At 33.9% G+C, this 14554-nt stretch carries 17 protein-coding genes; 15 read left to right on the top strand and 2 right to left on the bottom strand.

Annotated features, from left to right (window positions below):
* The first annotated feature begins 20 nt into the window (after positions 1–20).
* The 5 genes from OZJ21_RS02055 (at position 21) to OZJ21_RS02035 (ending at position 5860) form a co-directional block, all read left to right on the top strand.
* Positions 21–755, top strand: coding sequence for a zinc-ribbon domain-containing protein (locus tag OZJ21_RS02055; protein ID WP_268857347.1), 735 nt, complete (start codon positions 21–23; stop codon positions 753–755).
* A gap of 14 nt (positions 756–769) precedes the next feature.
* On the top strand, positions 770–1351 hold the full coding sequence (locus OZJ21_RS02050) for a hypothetical protein (RefSeq protein ID WP_268857346.1): 582 nt from the start codon (positions 770–772) through the stop codon (positions 1349–1351).
* A gap of 14 nt (positions 1352–1365) precedes the next feature.
* Positions 1366–1968, top strand: a complete 603-nt coding sequence (locus OZJ21_RS02045; RefSeq protein ID WP_201898355.1) for a hypothetical protein — start codon at positions 1366–1368, stop codon at positions 1966–1968.
* Positions 1969–2055: 87 nt separating this feature from the next.
* Positions 2056–2652, top strand: coding sequence for a zinc ribbon domain-containing protein (locus OZJ21_RS02040; protein ID WP_268857345.1), 597 nt, complete (start codon positions 2056–2058; stop codon positions 2650–2652).
* A 169-nt stretch (positions 2653–2821) separates the two neighbouring features.
* Positions 2822–5860: a YhgE/Pip domain-containing protein gene (locus tag OZJ21_RS02035; protein WP_268857344.1), complete on the top strand. Its 3039-nt coding sequence runs from the start codon at positions 2822–2824 to the stop codon at positions 5858–5860.
* A gap of 47 nt (positions 5861–5907) precedes the next feature.
* On the opposite strand, the gene OZJ21_RS02030 is transcribed toward OZJ21_RS02035, so the two are convergent.
* A complete protein-coding gene (locus tag OZJ21_RS02030; RefSeq protein ID WP_268857343.1) occupies positions 5908–6735 on the bottom strand; it encodes an exodeoxyribonuclease III in 828 nt (275 codons plus the stop codon).
* A gap of 93 nt (positions 6736–6828) precedes the next feature.
* Here OZJ21_RS02030 and OZJ21_RS02025 point away from each other — a divergent pair, with 93 nt between their 5' ends.
* The 5 genes from OZJ21_RS02025 to OZJ21_RS02005 all read left to right on the top strand — a co-directional run bounded on the left by OZJ21_RS02025 (position 6829) and on the right by OZJ21_RS02005 (position 10033).
* Entirely contained in the window at positions 6829–7068 is a 240-nt protein-coding gene (locus tag OZJ21_RS02025) for a hypothetical protein (RefSeq protein WP_003701221.1), read from the top strand.
* Positions 7069–7157: 89 nt separating this feature from the next.
* On the top strand, positions 7158–7937 hold the full coding sequence (locus tag OZJ21_RS02020) for an AzlC family ABC transporter permease (RefSeq protein ID WP_003709618.1): 780 nt from the start codon (positions 7158–7160) through the stop codon (positions 7935–7937).
* Positions 7937–8278: an AzlD domain-containing protein gene (locus OZJ21_RS02015; RefSeq protein ID WP_003701691.1), complete on the top strand. Its 342-nt coding sequence runs from the start codon at positions 7937–7939 to the stop codon at positions 8276–8278. The genes OZJ21_RS02020 and OZJ21_RS02015 overlap by 1 nt, the downstream gene beginning before the upstream one ends.
* A gap of 72 nt (positions 8279–8350) precedes the next feature.
* Positions 8351–9172 (top strand): alpha/beta hydrolase, encoded by an 822-nt coding sequence (locus tag OZJ21_RS02010; protein WP_003709620.1) that lies wholly within the window; start codon positions 8351–8353, stop codon positions 9170–9172.
* A gap of 51 nt (positions 9173–9223) precedes the next feature.
* Entirely contained in the window at positions 9224–10033 is an 810-nt protein-coding gene (locus OZJ21_RS02005) for a hypothetical protein (protein WP_328284331.1), read from the top strand.
* A 45-nt stretch (positions 10034–10078) separates the two neighbouring features.
* Here the strand turns inward: OZJ21_RS02005 and OZJ21_RS02000 are convergent, their stop codons facing one another.
* The gene (locus tag OZJ21_RS02000; protein WP_003709622.1) at positions 10079–10705 is read right to left on the bottom strand and encodes a phosphatase PAP2 family protein; all 627 of its coding nucleotides are present in this window, start codon (positions 10703–10705) and stop codon (positions 10079–10081) included.
* Between the two features lie 72 nt (positions 10706–10777).
* On the opposite strand from OZJ21_RS02000, the gene OZJ21_RS01995 reads away from it, so the two are divergent.
* The 5 genes from OZJ21_RS01995 (at position 10778) to OZJ21_RS01975 (ending at position 14543) form a co-directional block, all read left to right on the top strand.
* Entirely contained in the window at positions 10778–11665 is an 888-nt protein-coding gene (locus OZJ21_RS01995; protein WP_087250438.1) for a hypothetical protein, read from the top strand.
* 2 nt (positions 11666–11667) lie between these two features.
* On the top strand, positions 11668–12558 hold the full coding sequence (locus OZJ21_RS01990; protein ID WP_268857341.1) for an RluA family pseudouridine synthase: 891 nt from the start codon (positions 11668–11670) through the stop codon (positions 12556–12558).
* A 126-nt stretch (positions 12559–12684) separates the two neighbouring features.
* The gene (locus OZJ21_RS01985; RefSeq protein WP_003705381.1) at positions 12685–13332 is read left to right on the top strand and encodes a metal-dependent transcriptional regulator; all 648 of its coding nucleotides are present in this window, start codon (positions 12685–12687) and stop codon (positions 13330–13332) included.
* Positions 13333–13479: 147 nt separating this feature from the next.
* On the top strand, positions 13480–13680 hold the full coding sequence (locus OZJ21_RS01980; RefSeq protein WP_004564159.1) for a cold-shock protein: 201 nt from the start codon (positions 13480–13482) through the stop codon (positions 13678–13680).
* Between the two features lie 113 nt (positions 13681–13793).
* A complete protein-coding gene (locus OZJ21_RS01975; protein WP_003701683.1) occupies positions 13794–14543 on the top strand; it encodes a threonine/serine exporter family protein in 750 nt (249 codons plus the stop codon).
* The last annotated feature ends 11 nt before the right edge of the window (positions 14544–14554 follow it).

Raw genomic sequence — 14554 nt, 5'->3', positions numbered from 1 at the left:
TCAGTAGGGGAGGGATAATCATGGAAAAGAAATTCTGTACAAATTGTGGAAGTCAATTAAACGAAGGGGCAAAATTCTGTCCTAATTGTGGTAGTAGTGTAGGTTCAACAAATACTTCAGAAACAATTACAAATCAAGCGGAGAAAAAGAAGTTTTGTACAAATTGTGGAAGCCAATTACGTGAAGGGGTAAAGTTCTGTTCTAATTGTGGTAGTGTTGTAGGTTCATCTAATTTTTCGGGAACAACAGTCAATAGACCAGAAACAAACTTTGCAAGTAATCAAGGAAATTCAGGTAAGTTTAGCCAAGTCCAAAATTATTATGCAAGAACTAAAGAACAATATGGTAATTTGACAGATCAAGAGTTAGGATTCATAGGTAGCTTTAAATATGGATTGGTACACTGGAATGATTTTCAAACAGAAGAATCTAGAAAATCAGTATATTGGTGGATGCAACTTGGGACGGCTATTTTGTTGACTGTAGGTGGTATTCTAAGCATTTTTCTAGAGGAATTTTTCTATACAATTCCTGGTTTAGGAGAGTTAGCTATCATAATTATGTGGATTTTAGCTTTAGCAGTAGTCATAATATTAGCAATTTCTATATGGGCCGCTATAGCTCGTAGAATGAAATATTTAAATGTTCAGAATATTTCTATATGGATCATGCTAAGTATTGTTATATTCCCAGTATCTTTTTATACTGCTATCTACCTAATGTTGATTGATAAGCCTATAAACAACCAAAATTAGAGGAGTAGTTGAGTATGAAAAAAAGTAACACAATTTTGATGATTATTGTAATAGTTATAATCGCTTCTTTGGTTGTTTGGAAAATAGGTACCCCAAACTTAATCAGTAAAAATAAGGAAAATACAACTGAAAAGGTATCTAAGAAAGTAGAAAAAGAATCAAAGAAAACAAAAAAGAAGAAAGAAATTAGTAAGGCTAAGTCATCCACTACTGAAACAAGTAGCAGTACGAAAAGTGAGTCAAGTAGTGAAAGTTCTAGTGAATCTACAAGAAGTGTTTCTAGTTATCAATCCAATGTAAGATTTCCAGAGTTGCAAGCTTATGCCGGAAAAACTTATTATGCGATAGATAGAGAAAGCGCAGAATACCCTCAAATGTTTCCAACCTCTTTTACTATCACTTCTGACGGTGAAGCAATTATCATTAGCGGAAGACAGGAGCCGATAGAATATGTTAGAACTGAGGGTTCCGGTTTTGTTCAGTTGGGTGGAGGACCAGTTTTTGTTTTTTCATTTAGACCTCTAGGTAGTAGCGATGAAGTAGAAGTAGTAAACCAAGGTCAGTATTTGACTTACAGTACTACTATGCCTGAGTAAGAGGTGATGTTTTTATGAAAAAAAGTGGATCAATCATCACGATAATAGCTATTGTTATATTGGCTGGTGTAATCGTTGGGGTATTTGGAATGCCTTATATTCAGCAGCATAAATCAAGTTCTAGCAGTAGCAATGTGAAAGTAGAGAAAAAAGAATCTGTTAAAAAAAGTAGTTCAAGCTCATCACATGAAGAAAGTATTTCAAGTTCTACGTCAAATTCAGTTGAAAGTTCAAGCTCTACTGTTGCGAGAAGAGATTCGGAACCTGTTATACCATCATTTAATCAAAAGAGAGATCAAGAAGATGTTGATTTAGCAAACATGACAGTTCCCCAATGTTTATTGTGGGCATTAAGTGAACGTTATAGTTATCAAAATGCAGATGAACAAAATTGGGAAGAGTTAAAAGATTCTATAGATGGTGCAAAATTAATCCCAGCTACTAAGAGTAGTGATAATTATGTACATATTTACTTTAAATATGGCTTTCAAGACTGTAATTACTATATTGATGGTGATTATGATTTATGCGATGAAGAAGGATATGTTGTTAGTCGATATCCGACAGAATTTGAAAATGAAAAAGCAAATAACTATGTAATGAGTAGATATCAATAATTTAAGACAAATAGAGAAATCACAGGTTGATGTCCTTGGTTTCTCTATTTTGGTTTAGAGAAAAGGTATCAGGGAAGGAGAATTTTTATGAAAATATGTCAAAATTGTGGCACAAAAAATTCAAAGGAAGCTGTTTTCTGTGAGAATTGTGGTGCTAAATTACCCGAAGTAGTAATAACTGGAAAAATAAAGAAATGTCGAAATTGTGGATATTCAAATGAAGAGGAAGCAACTTTTTGTGGAAATTGCGGTACAAAATTGCCTGAATCAGTAATTGATGAGACAAACAAGTGTCAAAACTGTGGATATTTAAACAGAGAAGATGCGACTTTCTGTGAGCATTGCGGTAATAAGTTAGAAGAAATGTCTAATAAATGCCAGAATTGTGGATACTCAAATAAGAAAGATGCAATCTTTTGTGAGAATTGTGGTTCAAAACTATCAGGACAGGTAGTAGATGAAGGAATAAATAAATGTCAAAATTACGGATATTCAAATGAAGAAGAAGCAACTTTTTGTGAAAATTGCGGTACAAAATTAACTGAACCAATATCACCTGTTGTAACAGATGATGATATGGATAGTGAGGAAAAACAAGATGAACAAACAGAAGAATTAGAAGAGTCAGAAATTTTAACAAACGAGACAATAGATGATCAGGAAGTAATTAAAACTGACGAATAATCATAATATCTTCAAATGTCTATTAAGATGGCAATCTTTCTCTATTATAGTGAACTGATAATGCTTAGAATGCGACAAATGGCGTTATCTGTTTGTTGTCTAAGTGGTAACATAAAGTGTATATTATATAACGTTAGAATATAAATTGAGAAAGAGGGGGTATGCTACTTTGAAAATGGTAGCTGAAGAATTTAATAACATTCGTAAACATAAAATTTTAACGGCAACAATTATTGCTATTATGATTATTCCCTTCCTATATAGTTTATTCTTCTTAAAATCAGTATGGGATCCTTATGGCAATACCAAGTATTTACCCGTTGCGGTAGTAAATAATGATAAGCCAGTTAAGTATCAAGGAAAGACATTTAAAGTCGGTGAAGATTTAGAAAAAGAATTAAGAGAGAATAAAGATTTAGGTTGGCATTTTGTTAACGCAAAAGAAGCTAAATATGGATTGAGCCATAAGAAGTACTATATGGTAATTACAATTCCTAAGAACTTCTCTAAAAATGCTACGACTGTGTTAGACAAGCATCCTAAGAAGATGCAACTAACATATAACACTAATGATGCGTTGAACTACATTGGTAAAGTTATCGGAGAAGAAGGAGCTAAGCAAGTAAATTCTTCTGTCCGTGATTCTGTTTCCGAAGCTTATGCCACAACAATGTTTGACACAGTGAAGAAAGTTGGTAAAGGTTTCAACAAAGCTGCTAAAGGTGCTACACAACTTTCAGATGGTGCATATACATTATCTGATGGTTTGAAGGTTTATACAGCAGGTGTTGACCAAGTTAACGATGGTGTTATCCAACTTAAGAACGGTGTTGCTCCATTGAGTGCCGGTGTGTTGAAGTTAACAACTGGTGCTAGTGTGTTGGCAGATGGATTAAACCAATTGCAAAGTAAAACTGGAACACTTGCTTCAGGTGTAAATCAATTAGCAACAGGTTCTAAGACTTTATCATCTGGATTAAATCAGTTACAAGGTAAGACAGGAACATTAGCTTCAGGTGTAAATCAATTAGCAACGGGTTCTAATGATTTAAACAATGGCTTAGGTCAATATATTAATGGTGTAAACCAATTAGTATTTGGTGTTGATACTTTACATGATAAAGTTGCTGGTAGTGCTGATAGTTTAAGTGCTGGTGCTACTAAATTAAATGACGGTAGTAAGCAACTAAATGATGGAGTTAATAAATATACAGCAGGGGTATCTCAACTTCAAAAAGGTTTGACTGAACTTAACGGTAATTCTAAATCATTGAAAGATGGTGCAGCACAAGTTGCCGCTGGTAATAAAGCATTAGCTGCTGAAGTTGCTAAAATTGATGTCAGCCAATTTAATAGTGGAGATACTACACAATTGATTAATGGCTTACAACAATTACAAGTTGTAAAGCAACAATTACAACCAGCAATGCAAGCTATAACAACTCTACAAAGTAGTATGGGTGGAATGAAGGATGAATTAGCTGCTGTTCAAAGTTCATCTACAGAATTATCTAATAAGTTAGGTAGTGATTTGAAGACTGCTGGAAGTAGTGTTCAAGGTTCATCTGCAAATATTCAAGCTGTTTTAGGTTCTAGCAACTTAACAGATGCTGATAAGAAAAAATTACAAGTAGCTTTACAACAAAACCAAGCAGCTGGTAATGCAATTTCAGATGCAGGTACAACAGCAGGTCAAATTAAGGCTCAGATGGATGGTGTAAATACTAAGCTATCAGGACTTCAAGGTCAACTATCTAATTTATCAGCAATGTCTGATAAATTAACTAATGCAGCTAGTGTATTGAATGGAATTAATATCGATCCTAATGAATTAAAAGGTAATGCTGACAAATTGCAAGAATTAGCAAAGAATGTAACTACTTTACAAGAAGCAACTAAAGCATTAGCTAAAGGTTCATCTGATTTGAATGATGGTGTAAACAAATATACTGCTGGTGTAACAAGTGCCTTAAATGGTGCAAATCAATTGACTGATCAAAATGGTGCATTGACTTCTGGTGCAAGCCAATTATATGCAGGAACATCAGAATTGAAGAATGAATTGCCAGAATTAGTAACAGGTGTTACACAATTGAATAATGGCGCAGTAGCATTAGTTGCTAATAACGGTAAGATTTTATCTGGTTCCGCACAATTAGCTGGTGGAATAGGTCAAATGAATGCACAAATTCCAGCATTAACAAGTGGTGTAAATCAACTAGCAAATGGTGGTAACCAATTAGCTAGTGGTTTAGGCCAAATGAATGCACAAATTCCAGCATTAACAAGTGGTGTAAATCAATTAGCAAATGGTGGTAACCAATTAGCTGGTGGTCTTGGACAACTTAACGCTCAAGTGCCAACATTGACAAATGGTGTAAACCAATTAGCAAGTGGTACTCAACAATTAGCTGCTAACTCCGGTCAATTAATTGATGGTGCAAACCAAATCAGTGAAGGTAACGGAACTTTAGCTAAGAGCTTAAGTGCTGGTGCTAAGGAAGTTAATAGTCAAAACTTGAATAGTGCAAATGCTAATATGTTCGCTGCACCTACAACATTGAAACATAAGAACTACTCCTATGTTCCTAACTATGGTTATGCATTAGCTCCATACATGTTATCAGTTGCTTTATATGTTGGTGCATTGGTATTTAACTTAGTTTACCCAATTCGTCGACTATCAACTCCTGATGGCTCTGCAACAGAATGGTTCTTCAGTAAAGTAAGTATCGGTGCTGTTGTAGCGGTAGGAAATGCTATTGTTGAAGTAGGATTGATGATGTTAGCTGGATTACATCCAGATCATCCATTTGCTACATTCATGAACGCTATTTCCTTCTCACTGGCGGCAATGTTCATAATTATGGTATTAGCTATGTTGTTCAGTAACCCTGGACGATTCATTGGTATGATTTTCTTGGTAATTCAATTAGGTGCCTGTGGTGGTTCCTTCCCAATTCAAATTACTAAGGGTATGAATGGTTTCTTCCAAGCAATTAACCCATACTTACCAATGACTTACTCTGTTTACGGATTCCGTGAATCATTATCCAGTGGTTTAGGAAGCAGCCAAATAACAATTTCATTAACAGTTCAATTAATCTTTATTGTAGCAAGCTTATTGCTATTATGGATTTCTATGAGTTACTTACGTACAAGCGGAAAGGTAAGTTATTCAGAAGAACCAACAAGCATTGAAGATTAGAATAGAAAAGAGAGATTTTCGAATTTTGAAAATCTCTCTTTTTTCGTCTAGATATTAATTTCTAACACTATTGGAGTATGATCACGACGTTCACCAGAATCCAACATTTCAGAACGAACAATTTTATCAGCAATACGATTACTTGCTAGCCAATAGTCAATTCTCCAACCAGAGTTGTTAATCTTGCTTGTACGACTTCTTTGAGCCCACCAAGAGTAAACATCCTTAACATCGCCATGAACATAGCGGAAGGTATCTGTAAAGCCCTTATTGAGCAAGTTAGTAAAGCCTGCTCTTTCTTCATCAGTAAAGCCAGCAGAATGATGGTTATTGCCAGGATGAGCTAAGTCGATTTCCTTATGAGCAACATTGAAATCACCGCTAGAAAGAAGAGGTTTATTTTGATCTAATGAAACTAGGTAGTCAGCATACTTTTCATCCCAAACCTGACGTTCAGCTAAACGTCTCAAACCATCGCCAGCATTAGGAGTATATACTTGAGTAACGTAAAAATTATCGAATTCAAGTGTGATGATTCTACCTTCAGAATCCATAGGTTCAGGTGCATCAATTTCAGGATAGCTGATAGTAGGATTTAAATTGTTTTTATAAAGAAACATAGTACCAGCATAACCTTTACGAGCTGGTTCTTGTGAACTTCTCCAAGCAATTTCATAATCTGGAAATTGTTCAGCTAAAATAGTTTGATGTTTTTTAGTTGGACCTGTAGCTGATAATTTTGTTTCTTGAATTGCTATTACATCTGGATTTTCATCAATAATAGTCGCTAAGACTTCACGTGATTGTTTAGCGCGAGCAGAATCACTAGTTAAAGCAGCATTCAAAGAATCGATATTCCATGAAATAAGTTTCATGATTTCACATCCTTAATTAATATATTTGACTCAATGTTACCACATTTTTCAAATTCTAAAAAAGGGGTATAATGAAAATAGGAAGTGATTAAAATGGCAAAGGCTACTAACGAAGATAAAAATATAGAAGTTAGTGAAATTGGTAAAAAATTCGTTAAAGGCACACATGTTGAATTTAAGTTTCATCGTCATACTTTTACAGGAGTAGTCGATAAACAATTACATAATTCAGCGATGATAATTTTTGACGATGAGTATAATAAATCAATTACTTATCAAGACGCTAAGGGAAAAATTATTATTAGCTATAGTAAAATGCAGATAATCAAATAAATCTGATATTAATTTTTATTTTAAAGTTTAAATAATCATGTGTTATAATTGGATTGTGAGGACTTTATTCTTAAAATGGAGGCTTATTCGTGGAAAAAACAGAAGCACGTTGGGTAGAAGTATTCAAGGTGTCTCTACCACTATGCCTAAGTTATGTGCCAATCGGTTTGGCATGCGGAATTTTACTACATGCTGCCGGTTTTAACCCGCTATTAACTTTATTGGTATCTGTATTAGTATTCTCAGGTGGAGCTCAGTTCTTGATAGCTTCTATGTTAACTACGAATACCCCAATGCAAACGATAGTTATTATGCTATTTTTCCTAGAGTTACGTTATGCGTTGTTGGGTTCAAGTTTGTCACAATATATTAAAGGAACAAGCAAGAAGTTTTTATATTTCTTTGCGGTCTCGTTAAATGATGAAAATTATGCTGTAAACTATTTAAAATTCGCAACTGATAAGAGCTGGACTCCTAAAGACGCTTTAGCTGTAGAACACTGGTCCTTACTATTTTGGTCTGTAGCTAATTTTATTGGGAGTTTAGTTGGTAATTTAATACCAATGGAAGATTATCTAGATATTGTCGACTTTGCTTTAACTGCAATGTTTATTTATATGATTGTTATGCAAATTCGCAACAAACTAACAATTTTAGTTAGTTTTATTTCAGGGGTAATTGCAATTGTTGCGTTAGTTACTTTGAAGAGTACAATGGGACTAATAGTAGCTACATTGTTAGCTTCCTTTATCGGTTTTATGATTGAACATAATATCGTTAAAAAAGGTGAAGCCAAGGGCAATTTCTGGTTGAAGAAGATCAAGCCAAAGGCAAGTCGGAAAGTTATTAGTAAGTCAGGAGAAAAATGATGCAATATTCGTCAATGGACCATTTTATACTTATTATCTGTTCGATGATTGCGGCTTTCATTCCTCGATTTTTACCATTGAAATTCTTCTCAACTCGTAAGATTCCAGAATGGTTTAATGAATGGATGAAATACGTGCCAGTATCTTTGTTTACGGCACTCGTAGTCAGAGACCTTTTTGTTAATACAAAGACCTATACATTTGTAGGTTTAGAATATATGGCTAAGTTACTAGCAGCAATAATCGTTATTGTTGTGGCTTATCGCTCACGTTCCATGGGACTTTCAGTTCTTTTTGGATTGGTAGCAGTAGCAATTTTAGCCACATTTTTGACAGTTTAGAATATAAGGTTTATTAGCTATCTTAGGCATATTATCACTAAGGTGGCTTTTTGTTTTAAGGAGGATTTTATTATGCAAAAAATAACAGAAAAGATCACAGTTGCAGGTCATACAGCTGAATTAATGGGATATACAATTGAAAAGAAAAATGACTGGGGAGTACAAGATAAGCACGCTACAATTATCATTTGTCCAGGTGGGGGTTATCATTTTGTTTCAGATCGAGAAGCCGATCCAGTTGCTTTGAAATTAATAACTATGGGATATAATGCATTTGTATTAAACTATACTTGCCAAGTTAGATATCCTGTAGCCTTGGAACAATTAGCCCAAAGTGTAAAATTAGTTAGAGATAATGCTGATGAATGGAATGTTCGCGAAGATAAGATCATCATTATGGGAATGTCAGCTGGTGGTCATTTAGCTGCTAGTTTAGGTGTTAAATGGAATAGTGATGAATTGAAACAAATGGGATATAAACCAGAAGAGATTAAGCCAAATGGTTTGGTATTATCCTATCCTGTTATCACAGCTAATAAAGATTTTTGGCATCAAGGTTCCTTTGAACAAATTTTAGGTAAAGATGGAATTGAAGATGAAAAAGCTTTAGCTAACCAATCACTTGAAAAGTTAGTTACTAAGGATGTACCACCAGTATTTATGTGGCATACATTTGAAGATAAGGCTGTTCCTATGGAAAATAGTTTACTATTTGCCTCAGCATTGAGAAAAGCTGGAGTATCAACAGAATATCATATCTTCCCACATGGTCCTCATGGCTTGGCATTAGCTAATGAAGAAACGGCTCGTGTAGGTCGTCCAGAAGACATTGAACCACAAGCTGCACAATGGGTAGATTTATTCCATAGTTGGATGCAAGCACTTCTTAAGTAGAATTGGTGAGTAAATGCTATACTAGACTAGAAAGAGAAATGGGGTGAGATGATGAAGCGGTGGATGTTTTGGTTAATAACAGCAATTGTAGTGGCACTTGTATTTGTTGGCTTTGGTTATACTAAAAAGCGTGAAACACAAAAGCAGTTTGATAATTTGATGTCTCAAGCAATAACTAATGCTCAAGCTGCAGAATATAAGAAAGCAGAACTTAATTTACAAAATGCTCTACGTAAGAAACCAGATGATGTAGTAGCTAAACAACGATTAGAACAAGTTAAACTCTATCAAGAAGGCTTAGCTGAATTGAAACAAGATGATTATGAACAAGCACAGTTAACATTTAGATCAACTGCAAAAATATCTCCGTCTTTATCAATTCTAACCCAGAGAGCTAAGAAGAAAGATAAACTTTTAGAATCAGTACTAAAGCAACGTGAAAAGTATGATAATCTTTATAATGAAGCTATAAGACTTACTGAAATAGGAGCTTATAGCCAATCGAATGAAAATCTAGTTCAGATTTTAGATGGAAAAAATATTGACGAAAAGTATTATTCACAAGTAAGAAAAGATGCACGAGAATTGCAGGAAAGAAATAATAGTATTTTGGAACAAATTAGAATCCAAAATCAACAAGCTGCAATAAGAAGACAACGTGAACAGCAAAGACAAGAAGAAACTAGAAAAGCACAGCAAGCTGCTACTAGTTCAGCATCGTCAACGGAAAATCAAAATGGTGAGCCCAAGAAAAATGACGATAAAAATAATGGTCAAGATAATGTAAAAAATGGTTCAGAATCTAAGCCAGAAACAAACAATTCTGCAACTGAGCCACAGCCTAATAATGAAAATAAGTAAAAATAAAAGCAACACCTAGAGTGCTGCTTTTAATAATTATTAGGGTTAATCACTGATTCTACGCCAGATTATGAGTGAACTTTCCCATAAAAATAGGACTAATAAGACACTGGCAATAGTATCAGTAGGATAATGTACATGTAAATATACGCGAGTTAAGGCGATAATAAGAATCCAGAGAAAACCTAAGAAAGTTAGAATTCGTCTCAATGTAACATCCTTAATTTGAGGAACAATTAAAAATACTACGAAAAAGATAAATAAGGCAGTTCCAAAGGTATGTCCACTTGGAAAGCTATAGCCACCGATTGCTACTAACTTATCACTAGGGCGTGGACGTTGAATTAAATTTTTAGCTAGTACATTGATAAGATTTCCAATTACCAAGGTGCTGGCTGACCAAATTCCAGCCTTGAAGTTATGTCTAATAAACATATAAAGACTAACGATAATTGAAAGAATTGCGGCAATTCTAGGGCCACCTAGATAAGTAATTTTTTCAACAATTCTTGTATTAGTAGGATTGGTAATTGGTAGAAGTAAGTTCTGTACAAATTTATCAAATGATGTAACGATTGTGCTGTTAGTTTTAACTAAGATTAATAATATTAAAAATAAAACTAAGTAGATAGACGCAATAAAGGGTCTATACTTATTTTGTGGAACAAACATCAAAAAACTCCTTATAAATAATATCTACTAAATTATACCATTTAAATTATTTTTAAAGAAAGGAAACTGATTATGGGGAAAGATTCATCACAAGAAATACGAAGAACACAAGCTGAAAAAATGCTAAAGCAACCCAAGAAACTTCGTGCTAAGTGGATAAGTCGGTTATTTACTTTAATCATGGTGGTTGCTTTAAGTGTCACAACTATGGGACTTTTAATAAAGACTACGGTTTTAAACGCAGATTTTACCAGTAAGGAATTAGCTAAAGACGAAAATATTGGGAAACTATATACTGAAGCCAATCAAACATTAGCTTCATCTGCTCAAATGTATCGAATTCCAGCAAGTTATGCAGATAATTTAATTACTAAGAAACAGTTTAGACAAGATGTTGAAATTGCAATTAAAAGAATTTATGACGGACAAATTACACAGATTGTGGATACTAATACTTTGAGTAGTCAGATTCAAGCAAATGTAAATAAGGAAATTGCAAGTTCAGGAGTACCCATTGATGCTTCTGTCTTTAGTGGAGTAGTGGAGTCACTAGCTTCTGTATTAAGCAATTACATCAGTCAACAAATTCCAAGTACACAGTTACAACAAGTATATGATGCTGCCAGCAATATCAGTGGTTATGTGACACTGATGATAACTGCAGGAAGTATCATTACAGTGATAATGTTGATCTTAGTATTATTATTACAGAGAAGTTTATTTGGTTGGTTGCACTATACAGGTTTAGCATTTTTGATTACAGGGATAATCTTTTGCATCATTGGATATACTAGTGTGCCTGCAGAGATATTTCCAAGTTTAATTAATCAATCAGGAATTTTGGGAAGTATTGTTGAAAACTATGCCTACGCAATTTTAAGTCAGATTGTGAATATGGGAATAATCGAATCTGTAATTGGTATAGTGGCATTATTAGTAAGTTTCTTTAGAAAGGTTTAACGATGAAATTTACGTGGAATAAAGAAAGTGACGAGAAAATGACACTCAAAAAATTTTTAAAGAATAAGGGTGTCAGTCATCGAACTTTAAGTAGTTTGAAAAAAGGAAATGGAAAAGTTTTAGTAGATGGCAAAAAAAGGTCATTATCTATTGAAGTTAGTAAAGGAAAAATAACTTTGATTTTACCACCAGAAAAATCAGATGAAAATGTCAAAATGAGTAAGGAATCGCTAGATATTATTTATGAGGATAGCAATTGGCTAGTGGTAGATAAACCACCTTTACTTTCAAGTGTTCCAGGTCCTAGTAATCGTATCGATACCTTAGTTAATCGGGTTAAATTTCATCTATGGCAACAAAAATCAAAAGACTTAGTTCCGCATGTAATTACTCGTTTAGATAGAGATACAAGTGGCTTAGTTCTTGTGGCTAAGCATCGTTTTGCTCAAGGATTGATTAACAAACAGGTTGAAGAACATAGTATAGATAAAAGATACTTGGCAGTGGTCGAAGGAATTATTGCAGAAAAGCATGGCATAATAGATAAACCACTTGGACCTAGAGAAAATGGAATCGGACAAATGGTAACTGATACAGGAAAGATTGCCAAGACTGAGTACTGGGTTAGAGAATACTTAGGAGATAAAGCTACTTTAGTTGAATGTAAGCTACATACAGGTAGAACGCATCAAATAAGAGCTCACTTCAGTAGTATTAATCATGCTTTGATAGGCGATGAGTTATATGGTGGCAGATTAGATTGGGGACTAGAAAGACAGGCACTCCATGCGTATCAGTTAGCTTATGTAGATCCATTTACTCAAGAAGAAAAGTTATTTAAAAGTGAGATGCCAAAAGATTTAGAAAATTTGATAGTTAGATTGAAAAATTAAGATTTATTTTTGGTAGACCAAAATTTAAATTACTATAGTGTTTGAAATCTGTTATAATTAGGTAGTAAACGTTTTACATTTATGAGTGACGAGTAATTTAAATTTGGAAAAAATAGAGGTGAAATAATGACACCTAAGAAAGAAGATTATTTAAAAATTATTTTTGAACTTGGTGGAACTAAGAAAAAGGTTTCTAACAAGCAAATAGCGATGAGTTTAAATGTTGCTGCTGGTTCTGTAACTGAAATGGTTAATAAATTAGTTAAAGAGGGTTTAGCTGCACATACGCCATATGCAGGAATATCATTAACTGATGAAGGAATTGAAGTAGCTGAAAAATTAGTTCGCCGTCATCGTCTATGGGAAACTTTTTTAGTAGAAAAATTGGATTATCAATTATCAGAAGTTCATGATGAAGCTGAAGTTTTAGAACATGTAGCTAGCGATAAGTTAATGAAAAAGCTTGATCAATTTCTTAATAGCCCACGTGAATGTCCACATGGTGGAGTTATTCCAACAGAAGCTGGGGAATATGAAGAAGAAAGTCACGAATTTTTAGCTGAAATTAAAGTTGGAGAAACGGTTGAAGTTGACAGATTTATTGATAACCATGAGTTGCTAACTTATTTAGATGATTTGGAACTTAAATTGGGAGACAAGATTGAAGTTTTAGAACATCTTCCATTTGAAGGACCAATTAAGGTTAAAAGGTTGGCTGACGGGGCTGAATTAAGCATTGGATATAAAGCTGCTCATTACATTTTCGTGAAATAATTTGGTTATCGCCAATAAGTATGTTATACTTAGAATTGTATTTTTGACTAGGTTTCATTTAGATTGTTTCAATGAAATTTCTCTATTATGTGCCACTCAGAATTACAGAATTATTATGTGCTTAGGCACAAGGAGGATTTTTCATTTATGGAACAAGGAACAGTTAAATGGTTTAACGCAGAAAAGGGCTTTGGTTTTATCACACGTGAAAATGGTGATGATGTATTTGTACATTTCACAGCTATTCAAGGTGAAGGTTATAAGACTTTAGAAGAAGGTCAACATGTAACATTTGACGTTGAAAGTAGCGATCGTGGTTTACAAGCTACTAACGTTGTTAAAGACTAATAATTAAGTAGATAAATGATAGACTGGAAAGAAGAAATTCTTTTCAGTCTTTTTTTGCTTTAAATATCGTGATATGATTAGATAAATTTTGAAGACGGTGGGGGTTAGTTACAATGCAAGATACGCAAATGCAAGAATTAATAGATTCTGTCATGTTAGCTGGAAAAATTATGATTGAAAGTGGAGCTGATATGGCAAGAGTTGATGATACTTTAAAACGTATAGCTCGAAATGGTGGAATTAAAGAACCAAAAATTTTTGAGACTACCACCGGAATCATGATGTCAGTTCCAGATTATAAATTGGCACAGGTAGAACCAATTCAAAAAAGAACAATTGATTTAGAAAAAGTATCAAGAGTCAATGACATCTCACGTGCTTTTCAATTGAAAAAAATCACAGTTGAAGAAATGAAGGTAAAATTGGAATTTATCGATAAAAAAGCACCATTTTTTGCTTGGACATGGCAAGTATTGGCTGCAGCAATGATAAGTTGCACTCTGATGATAATGTACAATGGTCATTGGCAAGATTTTATCACAACTGCAGTTATTGGTGGATTGGGTTATGCTTGCTATTACTTTATCAATACAACATTTAAAATAAAGTTTGTAAGTGAATTTTTAGCTTCGTTAGTAATTGGTGTTTTATCCGTATTAGCTGTTAGAAATAACTTGGGAATATCAGTAGGTATGATAATTATTGGGAGTGTTATGCCGTTAGTACCAGGAGTACCAATTACCAATTCTGTAAGAGATGTTTTAGCTGGCCATTTATTAAGTGGATTAGCTAGAGGAACAGAAGCATTATTATCAGCTAGTGCAATTGCTTTAGGGATTGCGATGGTTCTAAGATTTATGTAAGGGAGGGAAGG

The sequence above is a fragment of the Ligilactobacillus sp. UO.C109 genome (assembly GCF_026847815.1).
In the GTDB taxonomy this organism is placed as follows: Bacteria; Bacillota; Bacilli; order Lactobacillales; family Lactobacillaceae; genus Ligilactobacillus; species Ligilactobacillus salivarius.
This window is presented reverse-complemented; position numbering and strand designations above follow the sequence as displayed.

Bases quoted from the DNA above. Each gene is read 5' to 3' on its own strand.
- OZJ21_RS02055 (WP_268857347.1), top strand. From the start codon at position 21: ATGGAAAAGAAATTCTGTACAAATTGTGGAAGTCAATTAAACGAAGGG.
- OZJ21_RS02050 (WP_268857346.1), top strand. From the start codon at position 770: ATGAAAAAAAGTAACACAATTTTGATGATTATTGTAATAGTTATAATC.
- OZJ21_RS02045 (WP_201898355.1), top strand. From the start codon at position 1,366: ATGAAAAAAAGTGGATCAATCATCACGATAATAGCTATTGTTATATTG.
- OZJ21_RS02040 (WP_268857345.1), top strand. From the start codon at position 2,056: ATGAAAATATGTCAAAATTGTGGCACAAAAAATTCAAAGGAAGCTGTT.
- OZJ21_RS02030 (WP_268857343.1), bottom strand. From the start codon at position 6,735: ATGAAACTTATTTCATGGAATATCGATTCTTTGAATGCTGCTTTAACT.
- OZJ21_RS02025 (WP_003701221.1), top strand. From the start codon at position 6,829: ATGGCAAAGGCTACTAACGAAGATAAAAATATAGAAGTTAGTGAAATT.
- OZJ21_RS02015 (WP_003701691.1), top strand. From the start codon at position 7,937: ATGCAATATTCGTCAATGGACCATTTTATACTTATTATCTGTTCGATG.
- OZJ21_RS02010 (WP_003709620.1), top strand. From the start codon at position 8,351: ATGCAAAAAATAACAGAAAAGATCACAGTTGCAGGTCATACAGCTGAA.
- OZJ21_RS02005 (WP_328284331.1), top strand. From the start codon at position 9,224: ATGAAGCGGTGGATGTTTTGGTTAATAACAGCAATTGTAGTGGCACTT.
- OZJ21_RS02000 (WP_003709622.1), bottom strand. From the start codon at position 10,705: ATGTTTGTTCCACAAAATAAGTATAGACCCTTTATTGCGTCTATCTAC.
- OZJ21_RS01995 (WP_087250438.1), top strand. From the start codon at position 10,778: ATGGGGAAAGATTCATCACAAGAAATACGAAGAACACAAGCTGAAAAA.
- OZJ21_RS01990 (WP_268857341.1), top strand. From the start codon at position 11,668: ATGAAATTTACGTGGAATAAAGAAAGTGACGAGAAAATGACACTCAAA.
- OZJ21_RS01985 (WP_003705381.1), top strand. From the start codon at position 12,685: ATGACACCTAAGAAAGAAGATTATTTAAAAATTATTTTTGAACTTGGT.
- OZJ21_RS01980 (WP_004564159.1), top strand. From the start codon at position 13,480: ATGGAACAAGGAACAGTTAAATGGTTTAACGCAGAAAAGGGCTTTGGT.
- OZJ21_RS01975 (WP_003701683.1), top strand. From the start codon at position 13,794: ATGCAAGATACGCAAATGCAAGAATTAATAGATTCTGTCATGTTAGCT.